The organism is Sphingopyxis sp., assembly GCF_035565275.1.
Lineage (GTDB): Bacteria > Pseudomonadota > Alphaproteobacteria > Sphingomonadales > Sphingomonadaceae > Sphingopyxis.
Genome location: NZ_DATMST010000337.1, coordinates 1 through 14,687, shown reverse-complemented (window position 1 = coordinate 14,687; position 14,687 = coordinate 1). Strand labels below are relative to the sequence as shown.

Genomic DNA, 14,687 nt, shown 5'->3' with positions numbered 1-14,687 from the left:
CCCGGCCGTTCGCGCGCGACGCGGCGCGCGGTCGACCCTGACGCGGTGAAGCAGATGATCGCGTCGGCGGCGATGGTCTGGATGATCGTCCCCGCCGCCTCCGCCAGCGCATCGGCGGTCGTCGCGTCGGGCGCGGTCTCGGTGAAATGCAGGCGGCGATAATAATCGGGATCGCTTTCGACCGAGCGCGCGATCGAATCCATCATGGTGACAGCTTCCACCGGCCATGCGCCCGCTGCGGTCTCGGCCGACAGCATGATAGCGTCCGCGCCATCGTACACCGCCGTGGCAACATCGCTGACTTCCGCACGCGTCGGCGACGGCGAGACGATCATCGATTCGAGCATCTGCGTCGCGACGACGACGGGCTTGCCCATCCGCCGCGCGGTCGCGACGATCTTTTTCTGGAGCGGCGGCACGGCTTCGGGAGGAAGCTCGACCCCAAGGTCGCCGCGCGCAACCATCGCCGCGTCGGCAAGCTCGAGGATTTCCTCGATCCGCTGCACGCCCGACGGCTTTTCGAACTTGACGAGCAACGCCGCCTTGCCGCCGATCAGCGTGCGCGCCTCGGCGACGTCCTCGGGCCGCTGCACGAACGACAGCGCGATCCAGTCGACATGCTGTTCAAGCGCGAAAGTCAGATCCTTGCGGTCCTTTTCGGTCAGCGCCGCGAGCGGAACGACCACGTCGGGGACGTTGACCCCCTTGCGATCCGAAATCTTGCCCCCGACCTCGACGACCGTCTCGATCCTGCCGGGCACGACGCTCTTCACACGCAGCACCAGCTTGCCGTCGTCGATCAGCAGGCGCGTGTCGGGTTCGAGCGCCGCGAACAGTTCGGGATGCGGCAAATGGACGCGCGTCGCGTCGCCGGGCGTCTTGTCGGCGTCGAGGACGAACGCCGCCCCTTTTACCAATTCGGCGGGACCATCCCTGAAAGCCCCGACACGCAATTTCGGTCCCTGCAGGTCGACGAGGATTGTCGTCGGACGCCCGGTGTCCTTTTCGAGCGCGCGGATCGCGGCAATCACTTTCGCATGGCCGGCATGGTCGCCATGGCTCATATTGACGCGAAAGGCGTCGGCCCCGGCGCGGTGCAGCTCGGCGATCATCGCGGGGTTGGCGCTTGCGGGACCGAGGGTTGCCAGAATGCGCACCTTGCGTTGACGGGGGGTAAAGCTCTGAACCACAACTGCTCCGATGAATGGGGACGCCAGGGCAATGCCGCCTTGATGCTGTCTAGGCAACAACCGTATAGCTATTCAATCATTCAACGGAGGAACCATGTCCTGCAGCGACGATCAGACGACCGGCAACGACGCCCTCGACAGCCTCGACGATGCGGTCGCCGCAGCGGCCTTCCGCCGCCTCGTCCGCCTGCTCCGGCATCGCAACGATACGGCAAACATTGATTTGATGGGCCTCGCCGGTTTCTGCCGAAACTGCCTCGGCGACTGGATCGCGGAGGCAGGCGATATGGACAAGGAAACCGGCCGCACGATCGTCCACGGGATGCCGACCGCCGAGTGGAAAACGCGCTTTCATGCCGCAGCCAGCCCCGAACAGCTCGCACGGATGGAAGAAAGCATGGCCAAGAATCCCTGACGCCGCTAATCGGGCGCCGAGGCGATTCTCGCCACGCAAACCCAATCTCAGCGGAGTATAAAATGAGCGAAGCCACCGTATCCGACGAACAACTGCGCCTTTTCATCGAGCGCATCGAGCGTCTGGAAGAAGAGAAAAAGGGCATCGCCGACGACATCCGCGACACCTATAATGAATCGAAGTCGCAGGGTTACGACCCGAAAATCATGCGCCAGATTGTTCGCCTGCGCAAACTGCCGGTCCATGATCGCAAGGAAATGGAAGCGATTCTCGACGTCTATAAATCGGCGCTCGGAATCGACTAAACGCAGCGTAGGAGAGTGACGATGTTCAGCACGACCACCAATAATGTCGAGGGCCGTCCGGTCCGCGAATATCTGGGCATCGTCACCGGCGAGGTGATCGTCGGCGCCAACCTGTTCCGCGACCTCTTCGCCAGTATCACCGACATCGTCGGCGGCCGCTCGGGCAAATATGAGGACGTCCTCGCCCGCGCGCGCAAGGAAGCGATCGCCGAGATGGAAGCCGAGGCCGCACGCCTTGGCGGTAATGCCGTGGTCGGCGTCGACCTTGACTATGAAGTGCTCGGCCAGAATGGTTCGATGCTGATGGTCAGCGCGTCGGGAACCGCTGTGGTCGTCTGATTTGCGCCACTGCGCATAGTTGTCTGAAACCGCGCTCCGCGCTAGGGGCGACGCCAGCTTTCAAAATTACCGATGGAGGGTGGCTTGGCCGGCCATAGTAAATTCAAGAACATCATGCACCGCAAGGGTGCACAGGATAAAAAACGCAGCTCGCTGTTTTCCAAGCTTTCGCGCGAAATCACCGTCGCGGCAAAAATGGGCCTGCCCGATCCCGACGCGAACGCCCGTCTCCGTGCGGCGATCAACGCCGCCAAGGCGCAGTCGGTACCCAAGGACAATATCCAGCGCTCGATCGACAAGGCCGCAGGCGGCGAAGGCGATAATTACGAGGAAATCCGCTACGAAGGCTATGGCCCCGGCGGCGTTTCGCTGATCGTCGAGGCGCTGACCGACAACCGCAACCGCACCGCCACCAATGTCCGCACCGCTTTCAGCAAGAATGGCGGCAACCTCGGCACGTCGGGCAGTGTCAGCCACGGCTTCGACCGGCTCGGCATGATCAGCTATGCCGCGAAGGCCGGCGACGCCGACACGATCTTCGAAGCCGCACTCGACGCCGGCGCCGACGACGTCGAATCGTCCGAAGACGGTCACGACATCTGGACCAGCGTCGATAGTTTGCACGAGGTCGCCAAGGCCCTCGAAGCCAAGCTCGGCGAAGCCGAAGGCGTGAAGCTTGCATGGCGCCCGACGCTGAAGAGCGAAGTCACCGACGAAGCGACCGCGCAGACCTTGTTCAAGCTGATCGATACGCTCGACGACGACGACGACGTCCAGACCGTGTGGGGCAATTACGAAATTCCCGACGCGGTGATGGAGAAGCTCGGCTGATCATTCTCGGTCTCGACCCCTCGCTCAGCTGCACCGGCTGGGGCGTCATAGGCATTGAGGGCAACCGGATCAGCCATATCGCCAACGGGCAGGTGAAGACCGACGCCAAGGCGCCCCTGCCCGACCGGCTCGCGTATCTCGACACCGTGCTCGCGGCGGTGATCGCCGATCATGCGCCGCAGTGCGCCGCGGTCGAGGAAGTCTTCGTCAACGACAATCCGCAATCGACGCTGAAACTCGCGCACGCGCGAGGCGTCGTGCTGCTCGGTTGTGCGCGCGCCGGGCTGCCGGTTGCCGAATATGCGCCGCGACTGGTCAAGAAAGCGATCGTCGGCACTGGCGGCGCGGCGAAGGAACAGGTGCAGGCGATGCTGCGCGTGCTGCTCCCCGCTGCAAAGGTCGCGGGAGCCGATGCCGCAGATGCGCTGGCCGTTGCGATCTGCCATGCAAATCATCGCCCACGCCATTAAACTTCATCACCCCGGACTTGATCCGGGGTCCATCGGGCCATGCGAAAATGGCTTCCGGATCAGGTCCGGAATGACGAAGCGGGGAAATTGATTCCCTTTTCGTTCTCCCCGCGCTAGGCATCTATCATGATCGCGAAACTGACGGGACGGCTGGATTCGAGCGGCGCAGGCCATGCGGTAATCGACGTCGGCGGCGTCGGTTATCTGGTCGAGGCATCGGCGCGCACGCTCGACGCTTTGGGCCCGGTCGGCGGCGACGTCATCATCCACACCGAAATGCTTGTCGGCGAGGATTTCCTTCGCCTCCTCGGTTTTGCAAAAGCCGAGGAACGCGACTGGTTCCGCTTGCTCACCAGCGTGCAGGGCGTCGGCGCCAAGGTCGCGCTCGCGATCCTTTCGGCGCTCGAAATCGGCGACCTCCAGCGCGCGCTCGCGAGCGGCGACAGCGCGATGATCGCGCGCGCGAACGGCGTCGGGCCGAAATTGGCGCAACGGATCACGCACGAGCTCAAGGACAAGGCGGGGGCGCTCGGCGGGATCGCAGGTTCAGGTCCCACCCTGTCCGCCACATCCGGCCCGCTCGGCGACGCTCTCGCCGCCCTCACCGGCCTCGGCTTCAAGCCCGGCGAAGCGAGTGCCGCAGTCGCGGCGGCGAACGAGGAATTGGGCGCGGGCGCAAGCCTCGACGCACTGGTTCGTGTCGCGCTCAAAAAGGCCGCCAAGTGAGCGACCGCATCCGCAACGCCTCGTGCCGCTGCGGCCAGATTCGCATCGCCTGCACCGGCGAGCCGATCCGCGCGTCGGTCTGCCACTGCCACGAGTGCAAGGCGCGGAGCGGCAGCGCCTTTGCCGTACAGGTCCGGTTTCCGGCCGAGCAAGTCCGCATCGAGGGCGAGGCGAAAGCGAAGATGTGGCAGTACACCGGCGACAGCGGCAACACCGCCGACTTCTTCTTCTGCGGCACCTGCGGTTCGGGCGTCTGGTACAGGGCGCGTCCCTACCATGATGCCTTTGCGGTACCGCTTGGCAATTTCGAACCCGGCCACGGCTTCGTGCCAGACTATTCAGTCTATGAGGAGCGCCAAGAACCCTGGGTTTCGATCACCGGCGAAGCAACAGAGCATTATGACTGAGCCGGCCCTCACGACTCCAGTGCGCACCCCTGAGGATGCCGATGCCGCGCTGCGGCCAAAGACGCTCGCCGAGTTCGTCGGGCAGGCAGCGGCGCGCGAGAATTTGCGCATCTTCATCGAGGCGGCGAAGTCGCGGGCGGATGCGCTCGACCACGTGCTCTTCTATGGCCCGCCGGGGCTCGGCAAGACGACGCTGGCACAAATCGTTGCGCGCGAACTCGGTGTCGGCTTCCGTTCGACCAGCGGGCCGGTGATCGCCAAGGCGGGCGACCTTGCGGCGCTGCTCACCAACCTCGAGGACGGCGATGTGCTGTTTATCGACGAAATCCATCGCCTGTCGCCTGCGGTCGAGGAAATCCTCTACCCCGCGATGGAAGATCGCGCGCTCGACATCATGATCGGCGAGGGGCCGTCGGCGCGGTCGGTGCGGATCGATTTGCCCAAGTTCACCCTCGTCGGTGCGACCACGCGACAGGGACTGCTCACCACGCCGCTACGCGACCGCTTCGGCATCCCGGTGCGGCTCCATTTCTATACGCATGGCGAGCTGGAACAGGTCATCACGCGCGCCGCGCGGCTGCTCACGCTCCCGATCGCATCCGACGGCGCGCTCGAGATCGCCAAGCGTTCACGCGGAACACCGCGCATCGCCGGGCGATTGCTCCGCCGTGTGCGCGATTTCGCGACCGTCGCGGGTCATCCGGTCGTCGATGCGAAGGCGGCCGACGCGGCGCTCAACCGGCTCGAAGTCGACGAGCTTGGCCTCGACGCGATGGACCGGCGCTACCTGACCATGATCGCCGATATCTATCGCGGCGGTCCCGTCGGCGTGGAAACGCTCGCGGCGGGCCTCAGCGAGCCGCGCGACACGATCGAGGACGTCATCGAGCCCTATCTGCTCCAGGTCGGGCTCATCGCCCGGACCGCGCGCGGACGCATGCTCAATGCGAGCGCTTGGAAGCATCTTGGCCTCAGTCCGCCCTCGGGATCGCAGGATGGACTTTTCGACTAGGCAAAATAGGCGGATTTCCGCGGCTTTCATTCCACCAGCCGGCCCCCATCTGCGACGAACCGTTCAAGAGGGGTTTGCGACGAGTCGTTGCGGGGCTATCGGTTGGACAATGGTAAACGTCCCGCCCCCCTTCATCCCCGGCGCATTCGTCGGGGCCGAACATCATTTCCGGGCGCGCGTCTATTTCGAAGACACCGACCTCAGCGGCATCGTCTATCACGCCAATTATCTGCGCTATATGGAGCGCGCACGCTCGGACATGCTGCGCATCGCGGGCATCGACCAGCGCGCAGCGATGGAAGGCGGCGAAGGGAGCTGGGCCGTCACCGAGCTCACGATCAAATACCGCAGCCCGGCGAAGCTCGACGACGAGCTGCTCGTCGTCAGCACGGTGGAGGCGGTGCGCGGCGCGAGTGTGATTATTTCGCAGCGCATCCTTCGCACAACTGACACGTTAAGCGGCGAGACATTGACGGACGGGCAAGTCACCGCTGCCTTCCTGTCCCCCGCGGGCCGGCCGCGCCGCCAGCCTGCGGGGTGGGCCGACCGATTTACCGCCATCATGAATGGAGAGAATATCCCTTGCTAGACAATATCTCGCTGGCCGCCGACGCGGCGACTTTGTCCCCGGTCGCGCTTTTCCTTCAAGCCGATATCATCGTGAAGGCGGTGATGATCGGCCTGTTGCTCGCGTCCATCTACGTCTGGGCGGTGATCTTCACCCACGGTCGCAGCGTTAGCAAGCTGATGGGCGCATCGGAGAGGTTCGAGCGCGATTTCTGGCGCGCCGACAATATCGACAAATTCTTCGACAAGAACAGCGGCGAGGAACTGCCGAGCGCCAAGGTGCTCGCGGCAGGGATTAGCGAATGGCGTCGTTCGACCAAGGTCAAGAATGTCGACCGCGACGGCACGCGCGAACGGCTCGGCATCGCGATGAACAGCGCGGTCGCGGGCGAAGTCGACAGGCTTGCCGAAAAGATCGGCACGCTGGCGACGATCGGCTCCGTCGCCCCCTTTGTGGGCCTGTTCGGCACCGTGTGGGGCATCATGCGCAGCTTCACCGCGATCGCGGCGGAGAATAACAGCAGCCTCGCCGTGGTCGCCCCTGGCATCGCCGAGGCTTTGTTCGCGACCGCAATCGGCCTGTTCGCCGCCATCCCGGCGGTTATCGCCTATAATGCCTTTTCGCAGCGTCTGAACCGGCTCGAATCGCGCCTCGGCCGCTTTGCCGACGGCCTGCACGCGACCTTCAGCCGCGAACTCGAGGTCGAAGCCTGATGGCGATGACCGGACCCTCCGGCGGGATCGGCGGAAGGCGCGGACGCGGCCATCGCCGCGCGCCGATGGCGGAGATCAACGTCACTCCGCTCGTCGACGTCATGCTTGTCCTGCTGATCATCTTCATGATCACTGCGCCCTTGCTGGCGTCGGCCGTTCCGATCGATCTGCCCGAAAGCCGCGCAAAGCCCGTCGAGACCGAGGATCAGGAGCCGGTGCAGCTGTCGATCAACGGCGACGACACGCTCTACATCGGCGAAGAGGTGGTGCCAGAAGCCGAGCTTGCTGCGCGTCTCGACGCGATCGCCCGCGAGAATGAAGGAAAGGACAAGCCGCGCCAGATCATGCTGCGCGCAGACAAGGGGCTCGACTATGGTCGCGTTATGCGCGTGATGGGCGAGCTCAATCGGGCGGGTCTGACGCGGATTTCGCTGGTGACGACAGGTTCGGAGGGCACGCCCGGGACCAAGGCGACGGCGGTCACCGATGGTTCAGAAACGGGGCAATAGGCTGAGACGATGGCCGAACAACGGGCAGTGAGGGGGAATGAAGGACGCGGCTTTGCTATCGCGGTGGCAGCGCATGTCCTGATCATCGGCCTCCTTTCGGTCCAGTGGACCGCGGGCGACCGCCGCTTCGACAACCCCCCGATGGAAGTCGACCTGATCGCCGAGACCGCGGTGCAATCGACCGCGCCGGTGATCAGCGAAACCCCGCCCGCCGCCCGGCTGGGCGAAGAGGATATGACCGACATCGCCGCACCCGAACCGGTGCCGGCACCGCCGCTGCCCGAACCGGTTGTCCGGCCGACGCCGGCGCCGACCCCCAAACAGGTCGCGCGCCCGAAACAGGCGCCACCCAAGCAGCCGCCCGCCGCGCAAAAGGCGCAGCCGAAGGCCGCTCCGAAGGCACCCCCGGCAAAGGATCGCCCGGCGCGCCCGACCGGGCGGCTCGACGGCATCGCCGAGGGTCTTTCGAAATCCCAGCCGAAATCGCCGTCGAGCAAGGGCGCGCCCGCCGCCGCGACTGCCGCCGAAGTCCGCCGCTCGATCGACGTCAGCATCAAGTCGGCGGTCGCGCCGCGATGGAACGGCTGCCGCATCTCGGGTGTCGACGTCGACCAGCTCAAGACCGTCGTGAAGTTCCGCCTGACCCAGTCGGGCGCGCTCGCCGGTTTCACCAGCGTCACCACGAGCGGCGAAAACGACAGCAACAAGTTCCAGATCCAGCGGCATCAGGAATGTGCCAAACGCGCGGTCGAGCTGGCCGCACCTTTCGATCTGCCCGAAGAGAATTACAGCTTCTGGCAGAATTACACGCTCGATTTCATCAAGAGGTAAGAGAAATGTTCCTTCGTCCGATCGGCCTTTCGCTCGCCCTGCTGCTCACCGCGGCGCCGCTTGCCGCCCAGACCACGGCTCCCGCGCCGCCCGCGGTCGCCCCGACCGAACCGCGCGAGACAATCGAAGGTACGCTGTCGCAGGACCGCACCGTCATCGGCGTCCCTCCGCTGGCCACCGCGTCGGTCCAGACCGTCGCGGGCCTCCGCACCGACAGTCTCGGCCGCCAGATAGCCGAAGTCATCGCAGCCGATCTCGAACGCAGCGGCCTCTACGAACCGATCGGTCCGAACGGTGTCCGCGCGATCACGCGCGCCGAGGTGCAAGCGCCACGCTTTGCCGAATGGCAGTCGCGCAATGCCGAAAACGTAGTCCATGGCTTCGTCGACGCCGGCTCGAACGGCAGCCTCGTCGTCGGATGTTATCTTTACGATACCGCGCTCGGCAGCGAACTTGTCCGCAAGGGGTTCGAAATCCAGCCCGCCGACTGGCGCCGTGCCGCGCACAAATGCGCCGACGCCATCTACTCGCGCCTCTCGGGCGAGGCGCCGTTCTTCGACAGTCGCGTCGCCTATATCGCCGAGAGCGGCCCCAAGGGAAATCGAATCAAGCGGCTTGCGATCATGGATTCGGACGGCGGCAACCACCGTTTCATCACCAACGGCCAAGCGCTCGCGCTCAGCCCGCGCTTTTCGCCCGATTACAAGAAGATCGTGTATGTCAGCTATCTGAACGACCGCGTCCGCGTCTTCATCTACGACGTGGAGAACGGGTCGCAAAAGCTGGTGACCGAAAGCCGCAACGCGACCTTTGCGCCGCGCTGGTCGCCCGACGGCACCCAGATCCTCTATTCGATGGCCGTGAACGGCAACACCGACATCTATCGCATCTCGGCCAATGGCGGCACGCCGGTGCGACTAACCAATACGCCAGGCATCGACGTCGGGGGCAGCTTCTCGCCCGACGGCAAGAAGATCGTGTTCGAGAGCGACCGGTCGGGCGGTCAGCAAATCTATACGATGAACATCGACGGATCGAACCAGCAGCGGATCAGCTTTGGCGGCGGCCGTGCAGCGACCCCCGAATGGTCGCCGCGCGGCGACCTGATCGCCTTCACCCGCATGGGCGGCGGCGAGTTTCGTATCGGGGTGATGACGCCGTCGGGCGGCGGTGTGCGGATGCTCACGAACAGCTGGCAGGACGAAGCGCCAACCTGGTCGCCGAACGGCCGTGTGATCCAGTTTTTCCGCACGACGCCCGGCCGCGAAGGCAAGTCGAGCCTGTGGCAGGTCGATCTGACCGGCGTGAACATGCGCCGCTTGCCAACCCCGCAGGACGGATCGGATCCCAGCTGGGGTCCGGTCCTGCCCTGACGAAACCGGAACCAAAAAGGCGCGATTGGGTTCAAATATCGCGTCCTGAATGGGCCGATTGGCTCTCACGAACAATATTTCCAACAACAACAAGAGGACAGAAGACATGACGATACGGAAAAGCACCGCGATGATCGCGGCGATCACCATGCTTGCTGTTGGCGCCTGCGCGAAAAAAGCGCCGGAACAACTCCCCCCCGCACCCGAAGGAACCGGAACCGACACGGGCGCCGGGACCGGCACGGGCGTCGTCCCCGGTTCGCAGGAAGATTTCCTCGCCAGCGTCGGTGTATCGGGCGACCGCATCTTCTTCGATTACGACCAGTATAATGTCGATGCGCAGGACCAGGCGACGCTGCAGAGCCAATCGCAGTGGCTGCAGCGCAATCCCGCGGTTCGCGTCACGCTCGAAGGCCATGCCGACGAACGCGGCACCCGCGACTATAACATCGCGCTTGGCGAGCGCCGTGCCAATGCGGCCAAAAACTATCTTGCATCGCTCGGCATCGACCCGAGCCGCATCAACGTGATCAGCTATGGCAAGGAACGTCCGGCCGAACTCGGTTCGACCGAAGAAGCTTATGCCAAGAACCGCCGTGCCGTGACGGTGGTCATCGGGCAGTAAGCAGCGGCCAGAGCGGCACCGCAGCGAACGCGGCGGCGCAGGCAAAAACACCGAAGGGGACCCGTCGCTCATCCGGCGGCTGGCCCCCTTTACTTTGCACGACAAGCGCCCAGACAATTCCGCCGGCACTGGCGAGCAACAGCATCAGCGGCACCGCCTGCCAGCCGAGCCAGGCGCTGATCGCTGCAACCAGCTTTGGATCGCCGCCGCCCATTCCTTCCTTCGAACGTACCCGGCGGTAGATTTCCGCGATCGCTGCGAGCGCGAGGCCGCAAACGACCGCACCCACCCAGCGATCGACCAGCGATGTGCCCAGCATCGCTCCCCCGACAAGCAGGCCGGTAATCCCCAGCGCCAGATTAAGCCGGTCGGGCAGCCAGAAATGACGCGCGTCGAGCAGCGCCAGCGGCAGCAGCATCCAGCCGAACAAGGCCCAGCACCAGCCGGTCGTGCCCGGCATCAGCGCGAGCGCGACGGCGCCGATCAGCGCCGACCCCAGCTCGACGCGCCAGTGAAATGGGTCGATCGGCGCGTTGCAGGTACGGCAGCGTCCGCGCGACACAAGGATCGAGAGCAAGGGGACGAGATCGCGTGCGCCGAGCGATCGCCCGCAACCGTCGCATTGCGATCGTCCGAGCACCGAGCGCCCCGCAGGCCAGCGCAGCACCAACGTCGCGATGAAACTACCCAGGATCAGCCCGATCAGTGCGGCAAAGGCGACGCCGGTGCCGGAAGGCAACGCATCGAGAATGGTCACCTCAAAAACGGCCTGAGGTCGCCAGCACGAATCCGCCGGATCCGGCCTTGAAGCCAAGCGCGGCGAGCGTCGCCGCCATCGCCGGATCGCGATCGACATTAATCGCGAACCGCGCGCGATACGCGCCGCCGCCATCGAATGACAGCATCAACCGCTCCATCCCCGATTGGCTGACGAGCGCCGCCTGCGCGCGCCCGCTCGCACAGCTGAGCGGCCCCGACAGGCCGCGCGAAAGGTCGAGCCCGGCGATCGGAGCGGTGACCGCGAGCTGGATCCGCCCGTTTGCTGCCGCGCATTTACCCGCCGCATCGAAGCGCACCGTCGCGCCTTCGAAGCGGATCGTGTCGACCGGGATCATCCCGAGGCCGCCCGACATCGACGCCGTACCACTCACATCGGCAATGCCGCGCGGGTTGCTGCCGTGGAGGCGGCCAGCGAGCGCGCCCAGCCGCTCGTCGGCGCGCGAGAAAGCAAGTTCGGTGCGCCCCGTGAGGAGCGCAAACGGCGACAGGCTGGCCCGCACCGTCCCGAGCGGCAGCGCACCGAGCCGCGCCTCGATCAATTCGCCCGACCAGACCGAGCCGCGAATTTCGCGTGCCGTGATGCCGGCATCGGTCGCACCCGACCAGCCGAGCGCAAGGCGCATCGGCAAGGTCGCGATAAGAAGGATCAGAGCGAGCAGTGCCGCCGCGATGCCCCAGCGTCGCCGAACGCTCATTGGCCGCCCTTTCTGAGTTCGGCGGTCAACCCGACAGTGCCGTCGGCCGCCGGGGTGATGGTGAGCTGGTCGACGACGAAGCCCTGCCCTTCAAGCGAGGCGAGCCAGTCGACGAGCACCGGCGCCCTGGCTGTCGCGACCGCAATCGTCGCCTGCCCGTCGCCACGTGCTTCGTTGCGGTCGAGCGTCAGGCCGATCTCTCCTGCCGATTGCGTGAGATATTGGTCGATCGCGACCGCGTCGACCGCCGCCGCGACCGATTTCGCGGGGCGCTGCGCCAGCAATCGCACCTTTGCCGCAACCCGTCCTTCGCGCTCGATCGCGGCGCGGTGCCGGTCTTCAAGATCGATGAATGCCGCAACGGCGGGGCGTCCGAGGCCCCACAGGATAACGCCGAGCGTCAGGACGCCCGCAATGCCGACGAGCCAACGCTCGCGCAACGACAGTCCAACCCACCAGCTTTGCAGTTTTTCGGTCATGGCACTGCCCGGATGGTGATATTCGCCATCTGCTGTCCGTCGCTGCCCGCCATCGGTTGCGCGGTGACGCGATAGCCGCGCGCCTGCAGCGCAAGCAGCACCTTGTTGATATCCTCGACCCGCGGCGCGGCGAGCGTCGTGGTCAGCGTTCCGTCGGTACGGTGAGATAATGTTTTCAGCGACACACCGGGCGTGTCGCCCATGGCATCGTAAAGCGCCGACGCCGGCACCGAAAAGGCGAGCGGTCCGCCACCTGCCGCCGCAAGCCGCCGGTCGAGTTCGGCTTCCGCGGTCGTGGCGTCGGGCGCGGTCACGCCTGCCTTCCTGACTATTGCGACCACGGCTTCGTCAGCGCGGCCGGTATCGGCGGAGAGGCGAAGCCCATAGATCACGGGAATGGACAGACTCACAATAACCAGCGCGATCAACAACCGTTTCGCCAGCAGCAGCATGGCAGGATCGACCGACCAGCGCCTTTTCTGCTTCCATCCTCCGCTCAGCAGGTCGAGCGGCGGCGCGGCGAGTGTCAGCAACAGGGCGTCACGCATCCGGTCGGGATCGAGCGGCGCGACAGCGTGGCCTTGCGCAATTAGCGGATCGAGTTCGGGATCGGAGAGATAGGCGCGGTCGGCGGTGCGGACGATCTGCTCGCCACCAACATCGGCGATCCACAGCGTTTCGGGTTCGGGCGGCGGAACCGCGGCGGCCGCCGGAATGATCGCGGCGGGGGCGAGATCGCGCATCTTCAGCCAGTCGGTCCATGCGGTCATCGCGGTGTGCGTCGTCACCGCGACGGGGACCGCCTGACCTTCGGCCGCCGGCTGACCCGCGACGATGTGAAGCACGGCGGGATCGCCAAGACTGTTCTTCAGCGCATCAATCCGCGCCGCCGCGGCCGCTTGCGCGGGCGCAGCGTCGGGATAGTGCAGCCAGCGCAGTGGCACGTCGGCAGCGGGCGCCAGCGCGACCAGCCGGTCGTCGGCATCGTTATCCGGCTTTTCCGACGCGCTGACCCAGCCGTCGTCCTGTCCGCTGTCGACGATCACGCCATCGTCGATGCGCAGCCAAGCAGCATCGGAGACGTCCTTCTCACGCAGCGCCGCCAAGGGGGGCAGCCAGAGAACGAGCGTACGCGACATATCAGTCAGCCTCGCCCCAGTCGCGGCGCACGATCGTGGGCGGCGCCATGCCCGCGGACGGCGCGCCGCCATTGGCGTCGATGAGTGAAACTGCCGTCAAAAACCCGTCCCCCATCGTCACATTCGTCGTCAGCGCCAGCCAACGGCTGGTCACGCCGGCCTGTTCAGCCACATCGTCCGGCGGCTTGCGCCCCTCGAACGGTCCCGCGCTCCAGAATCGCTCGCTGCTGCCATAGCCGTCCGCGGGCCGGGCCGCCAGCGCCGCCCGTGCGGTGGCGATGCTGATTTCGCCGGGCACCAGCATCGCGACGAGAGGTGCCTGTCCGGGTGCCAGCGTGTTGACGTTGAGGCGCACCTGATCGGTGGTCGGCAGCACACAGACCCATGGCCTCACGCGCGCATATATTTTGGGTGTCACGCCGCGCACCGCGCGCAGCTCGCTGATATCGGCCATCTTGCGGTTCGCGGGCAGATAGGCGCCCTGCGCCGAGCGATACGCGTTGTCTTCGGCGCCGAGCGGCCCTTCGTTGCTGTCGCTGTCGATCCAGTCTGCCGTTGCACCCGCGATCGCCTGCGCCTCGCCGGCGTCGATGCCCAGCAAGGTCATCAGTCCGCCGAACTGGCGCATGGCGCCCGAGCGCTGGCTGAACCGGCCAGGCATTGTTTCGGCAACGAGGCTGTTGAGATTGAAGCAATTGTTCGCATCGGAAAGCCGCGCCCGCCCTTCGCCGCCCGGCAGCGGCAACACGAAATCGCGCCCGAGCCAATTGCCCGCAAGCGTCAGCTTTGCCGGGTCGCGCCCCACGAGATCGGCGACGCGGCGCAACGCGATCTGTTCGGCGGCGAAGCTGTAGGCGCGACCCTGATCCACCGTCGCCGCGCTGCCCGCGATGCGCGTCGCGAGCGTCAGCCGGTCGAGCGCGGTGGCCGCGATCACCGCCATCACCGCGACGAGCAGCAATACGGTGAGCAGCGCCGCCCCGCGTTCGTCCTTCGCGCGGTTCATGTTGCGGGAGTCCCGGTCGCGGGCGGAGGCGGCAGCGTCGGCGCGGTCAGGAACAGCATCGTCAGTGCCTCGCGTCCCCGGCGCGTGATCCGCATCTCGACCGCGCGCGGCAGACGGTCGCCCGGTTCCGAACTCCAGCTTTCGCCCCAATTGCCGCGTTCATCGCGATAGCGCACCGCGACCGCGGCAACGTCGCCCATCAGCCGGTCACCCTCGCCCAGCGCGGTCCCGTCGAGCATCGGCTGCGTCGCGCGGCGCCATTCGCCGCCGATCA

21 protein-coding genes are annotated in these 14,687 nt (G+C 65.7%); 14 read left to right on the top strand and 7 right to left on the bottom strand.

Annotation, left to right across the window (positions count from 1 at the left end; genetic code table 11):
* Positions 1 to 1,190 (bottom strand): pyruvate kinase (gene pyk / locus VN047_RS21940; RefSeq protein ID WP_325546477.1); only part of this gene is annotated, 1,190 nt, incomplete at its 3' end.
* Between the two features lie 94 nt (positions 1,191 to 1,284).
* Here pyk and VN047_RS21935 point away from each other — a divergent pair.
* The 14 genes from VN047_RS21935 to pal all read left to right on the top strand — a co-directional run bounded on the left by VN047_RS21935 (position 1,285) and on the right by pal (position 10,314).
* Entirely contained in the window at positions 1,285 to 1,605 is a 321-nt protein-coding gene (locus VN047_RS21935) for a DUF1244 domain-containing protein (RefSeq protein WP_325546475.1), read from the top strand.
* 62 nt (positions 1,606 to 1,667) lie between these two features.
* Positions 1,668 to 1,910: a DUF2312 domain-containing protein gene (locus tag VN047_RS21930; RefSeq protein WP_037514655.1), complete on the top strand. Its 243-nt coding sequence runs from the start codon at positions 1,668 to 1,670 to the stop codon at positions 1,908 to 1,910.
* Positions 1,911 to 1,931: 21 nt separating this feature from the next.
* Positions 1,932 to 2,249, top strand: coding sequence for a heavy metal-binding domain-containing protein (locus VN047_RS21925; RefSeq protein ID WP_325546471.1), 318 nt, complete (start codon positions 1,932 to 1,934; stop codon positions 2,247 to 2,249).
* A gap of 84 nt (positions 2,250 to 2,333) precedes the next feature.
* Complete coding sequence (locus VN047_RS21920; RefSeq protein WP_325546469.1) at positions 2,334 to 3,080, top strand: YebC/PmpR family DNA-binding transcriptional regulator; 747 nt, start codon at positions 2,334 to 2,336, stop codon at positions 3,078 to 3,080.
* Positions 3,077 to 3,550: a crossover junction endodeoxyribonuclease RuvC gene (gene ruvC / locus VN047_RS21915; protein WP_325546481.1), complete on the top strand. Its 474-nt coding sequence runs from the start codon at positions 3,077 to 3,079 to the stop codon at positions 3,548 to 3,550. The genes VN047_RS21920 and ruvC overlap by 4 nt, the downstream gene beginning before the upstream one ends.
* A gap of 126 nt (positions 3,551 to 3,676) precedes the next feature.
* Positions 3,677 to 4,276, top strand: coding sequence for a Holliday junction branch migration protein RuvA (ruvA, locus tag VN047_RS21910; RefSeq protein WP_325546468.1), 600 nt, complete (start codon positions 3,677 to 3,679; stop codon positions 4,274 to 4,276).
* Positions 4,273 to 4,683, top strand: a complete 411-nt coding sequence (locus VN047_RS21905) for a GFA family protein (protein ID WP_325546466.1) — start codon at positions 4,273 to 4,275, stop codon at positions 4,681 to 4,683. Before ruvA ends, VN047_RS21905 begins: the two co-directional genes overlap by 4 nt.
* The gene (ruvB, locus tag VN047_RS21900) at positions 4,676 to 5,695 is read left to right on the top strand and encodes a Holliday junction branch migration DNA helicase RuvB (RefSeq protein WP_325546464.1); all 1,020 of its coding nucleotides are present in this window, start codon (positions 4,676 to 4,678) and stop codon (positions 5,693 to 5,695) included. Before VN047_RS21905 ends, ruvB begins: the two co-directional genes overlap by 8 nt.
* A 109-nt stretch (positions 5,696 to 5,804) precedes the next feature.
* The gene (locus VN047_RS21895) at positions 5,805 to 6,284 is read left to right on the top strand and encodes a YbgC/FadM family acyl-CoA thioesterase (protein WP_325546462.1); all 480 of its coding nucleotides are present in this window, start codon (positions 5,805 to 5,807) and stop codon (positions 6,282 to 6,284) included.
* Complete coding sequence (gene tolQ, locus VN047_RS21890; RefSeq protein WP_325546460.1) at positions 6,278 to 6,976, top strand: protein TolQ; 699 nt, start codon at positions 6,278 to 6,280, stop codon at positions 6,974 to 6,976. The genes VN047_RS21895 and tolQ overlap by 7 nt, the downstream gene beginning before the upstream one ends.
* On the top strand, positions 6,976 to 7,485 hold the full coding sequence (gene tolR / locus VN047_RS21885; protein ID WP_325546458.1) for a protein TolR: 510 nt from the start codon (positions 6,976 to 6,978) through the stop codon (positions 7,483 to 7,485). The genes tolQ and tolR overlap by 1 nt, the downstream gene beginning before the upstream one ends.
* A 9-nt stretch (positions 7,486 to 7,494) precedes the next feature.
* Complete coding sequence (locus tag VN047_RS21880) at positions 7,495 to 8,316, top strand: hypothetical protein (protein WP_325546456.1); 822 nt, start codon at positions 7,495 to 7,497, stop codon at positions 8,314 to 8,316.
* 5 nt (positions 8,317 to 8,321) lie between these two features.
* A complete protein-coding gene (gene tolB / locus VN047_RS21875; protein WP_325546454.1) occupies positions 8,322 to 9,689 on the top strand; it encodes a Tol-Pal system beta propeller repeat protein TolB in 1,368 nt (455 codons plus the stop codon).
* 106 nt (positions 9,690 to 9,795) lie between these two features.
* Entirely contained in the window at positions 9,796 to 10,314 is a 519-nt protein-coding gene (gene pal / locus VN047_RS21870) for a peptidoglycan-associated lipoprotein Pal (RefSeq protein ID WP_414712747.1), read from the top strand.
* On the opposite strand, the gene VN047_RS21865 is transcribed toward pal, so the two are convergent.
* The 6 genes from VN047_RS21865 to VN047_RS21840 all read right to left on the bottom strand — a co-directional run.
* Positions 10,301 to 11,071: an A24 family peptidase gene (locus VN047_RS21865; protein ID WP_325546452.1), complete on the bottom strand. Its 771-nt coding sequence runs from the start codon at positions 11,069 to 11,071 to the stop codon at positions 10,301 to 10,303. The two genes, pal and VN047_RS21865, sit on opposite strands and share 14 nt — an antisense overlap.
* Before the next feature lies 1 nt (position 11,072).
* Positions 11,073 to 11,789, bottom strand: coding sequence for a type II secretion system protein N (gene gspN, locus VN047_RS21860; protein ID WP_325546450.1), 717 nt, complete (start codon positions 11,787 to 11,789; stop codon positions 11,073 to 11,075).
* Positions 11,786 to 12,268, bottom strand: coding sequence for a type II secretion system protein GspM (gene gspM, locus VN047_RS21855; protein ID WP_325546448.1), 483 nt, complete (start codon positions 12,266 to 12,268; stop codon positions 11,786 to 11,788). The genes gspN and gspM overlap by 4 nt, the downstream gene beginning before the upstream one ends.
* Entirely contained in the window at positions 12,265 to 13,407 is a 1,143-nt protein-coding gene (gspL, locus tag VN047_RS21850) for a type II secretion system protein GspL (RefSeq protein WP_325546446.1), read from the bottom strand. Before gspL ends, gspM begins: the two co-directional genes overlap by 4 nt.
* Position 13,408: 1 nt before the next feature.
* Positions 13,409 to 14,413 carry a type II secretion system minor pseudopilin GspK gene (gspK, locus tag VN047_RS21845; protein ID WP_325546444.1) on the bottom strand — a complete coding sequence of 335 codons (1,005 nt, stop codon included), beginning with the start codon at positions 14,411 to 14,413 and terminating at the stop codon, positions 13,409 to 13,411.
* Positions 14,410 to 14,687: type II secretion system protein GspJ (locus VN047_RS21840; protein ID WP_325546442.1), on the bottom strand; the 278-nt coding region annotated here is incomplete at its 5' end. The genes VN047_RS21840 and gspK, both read right to left, overlap by 4 nt.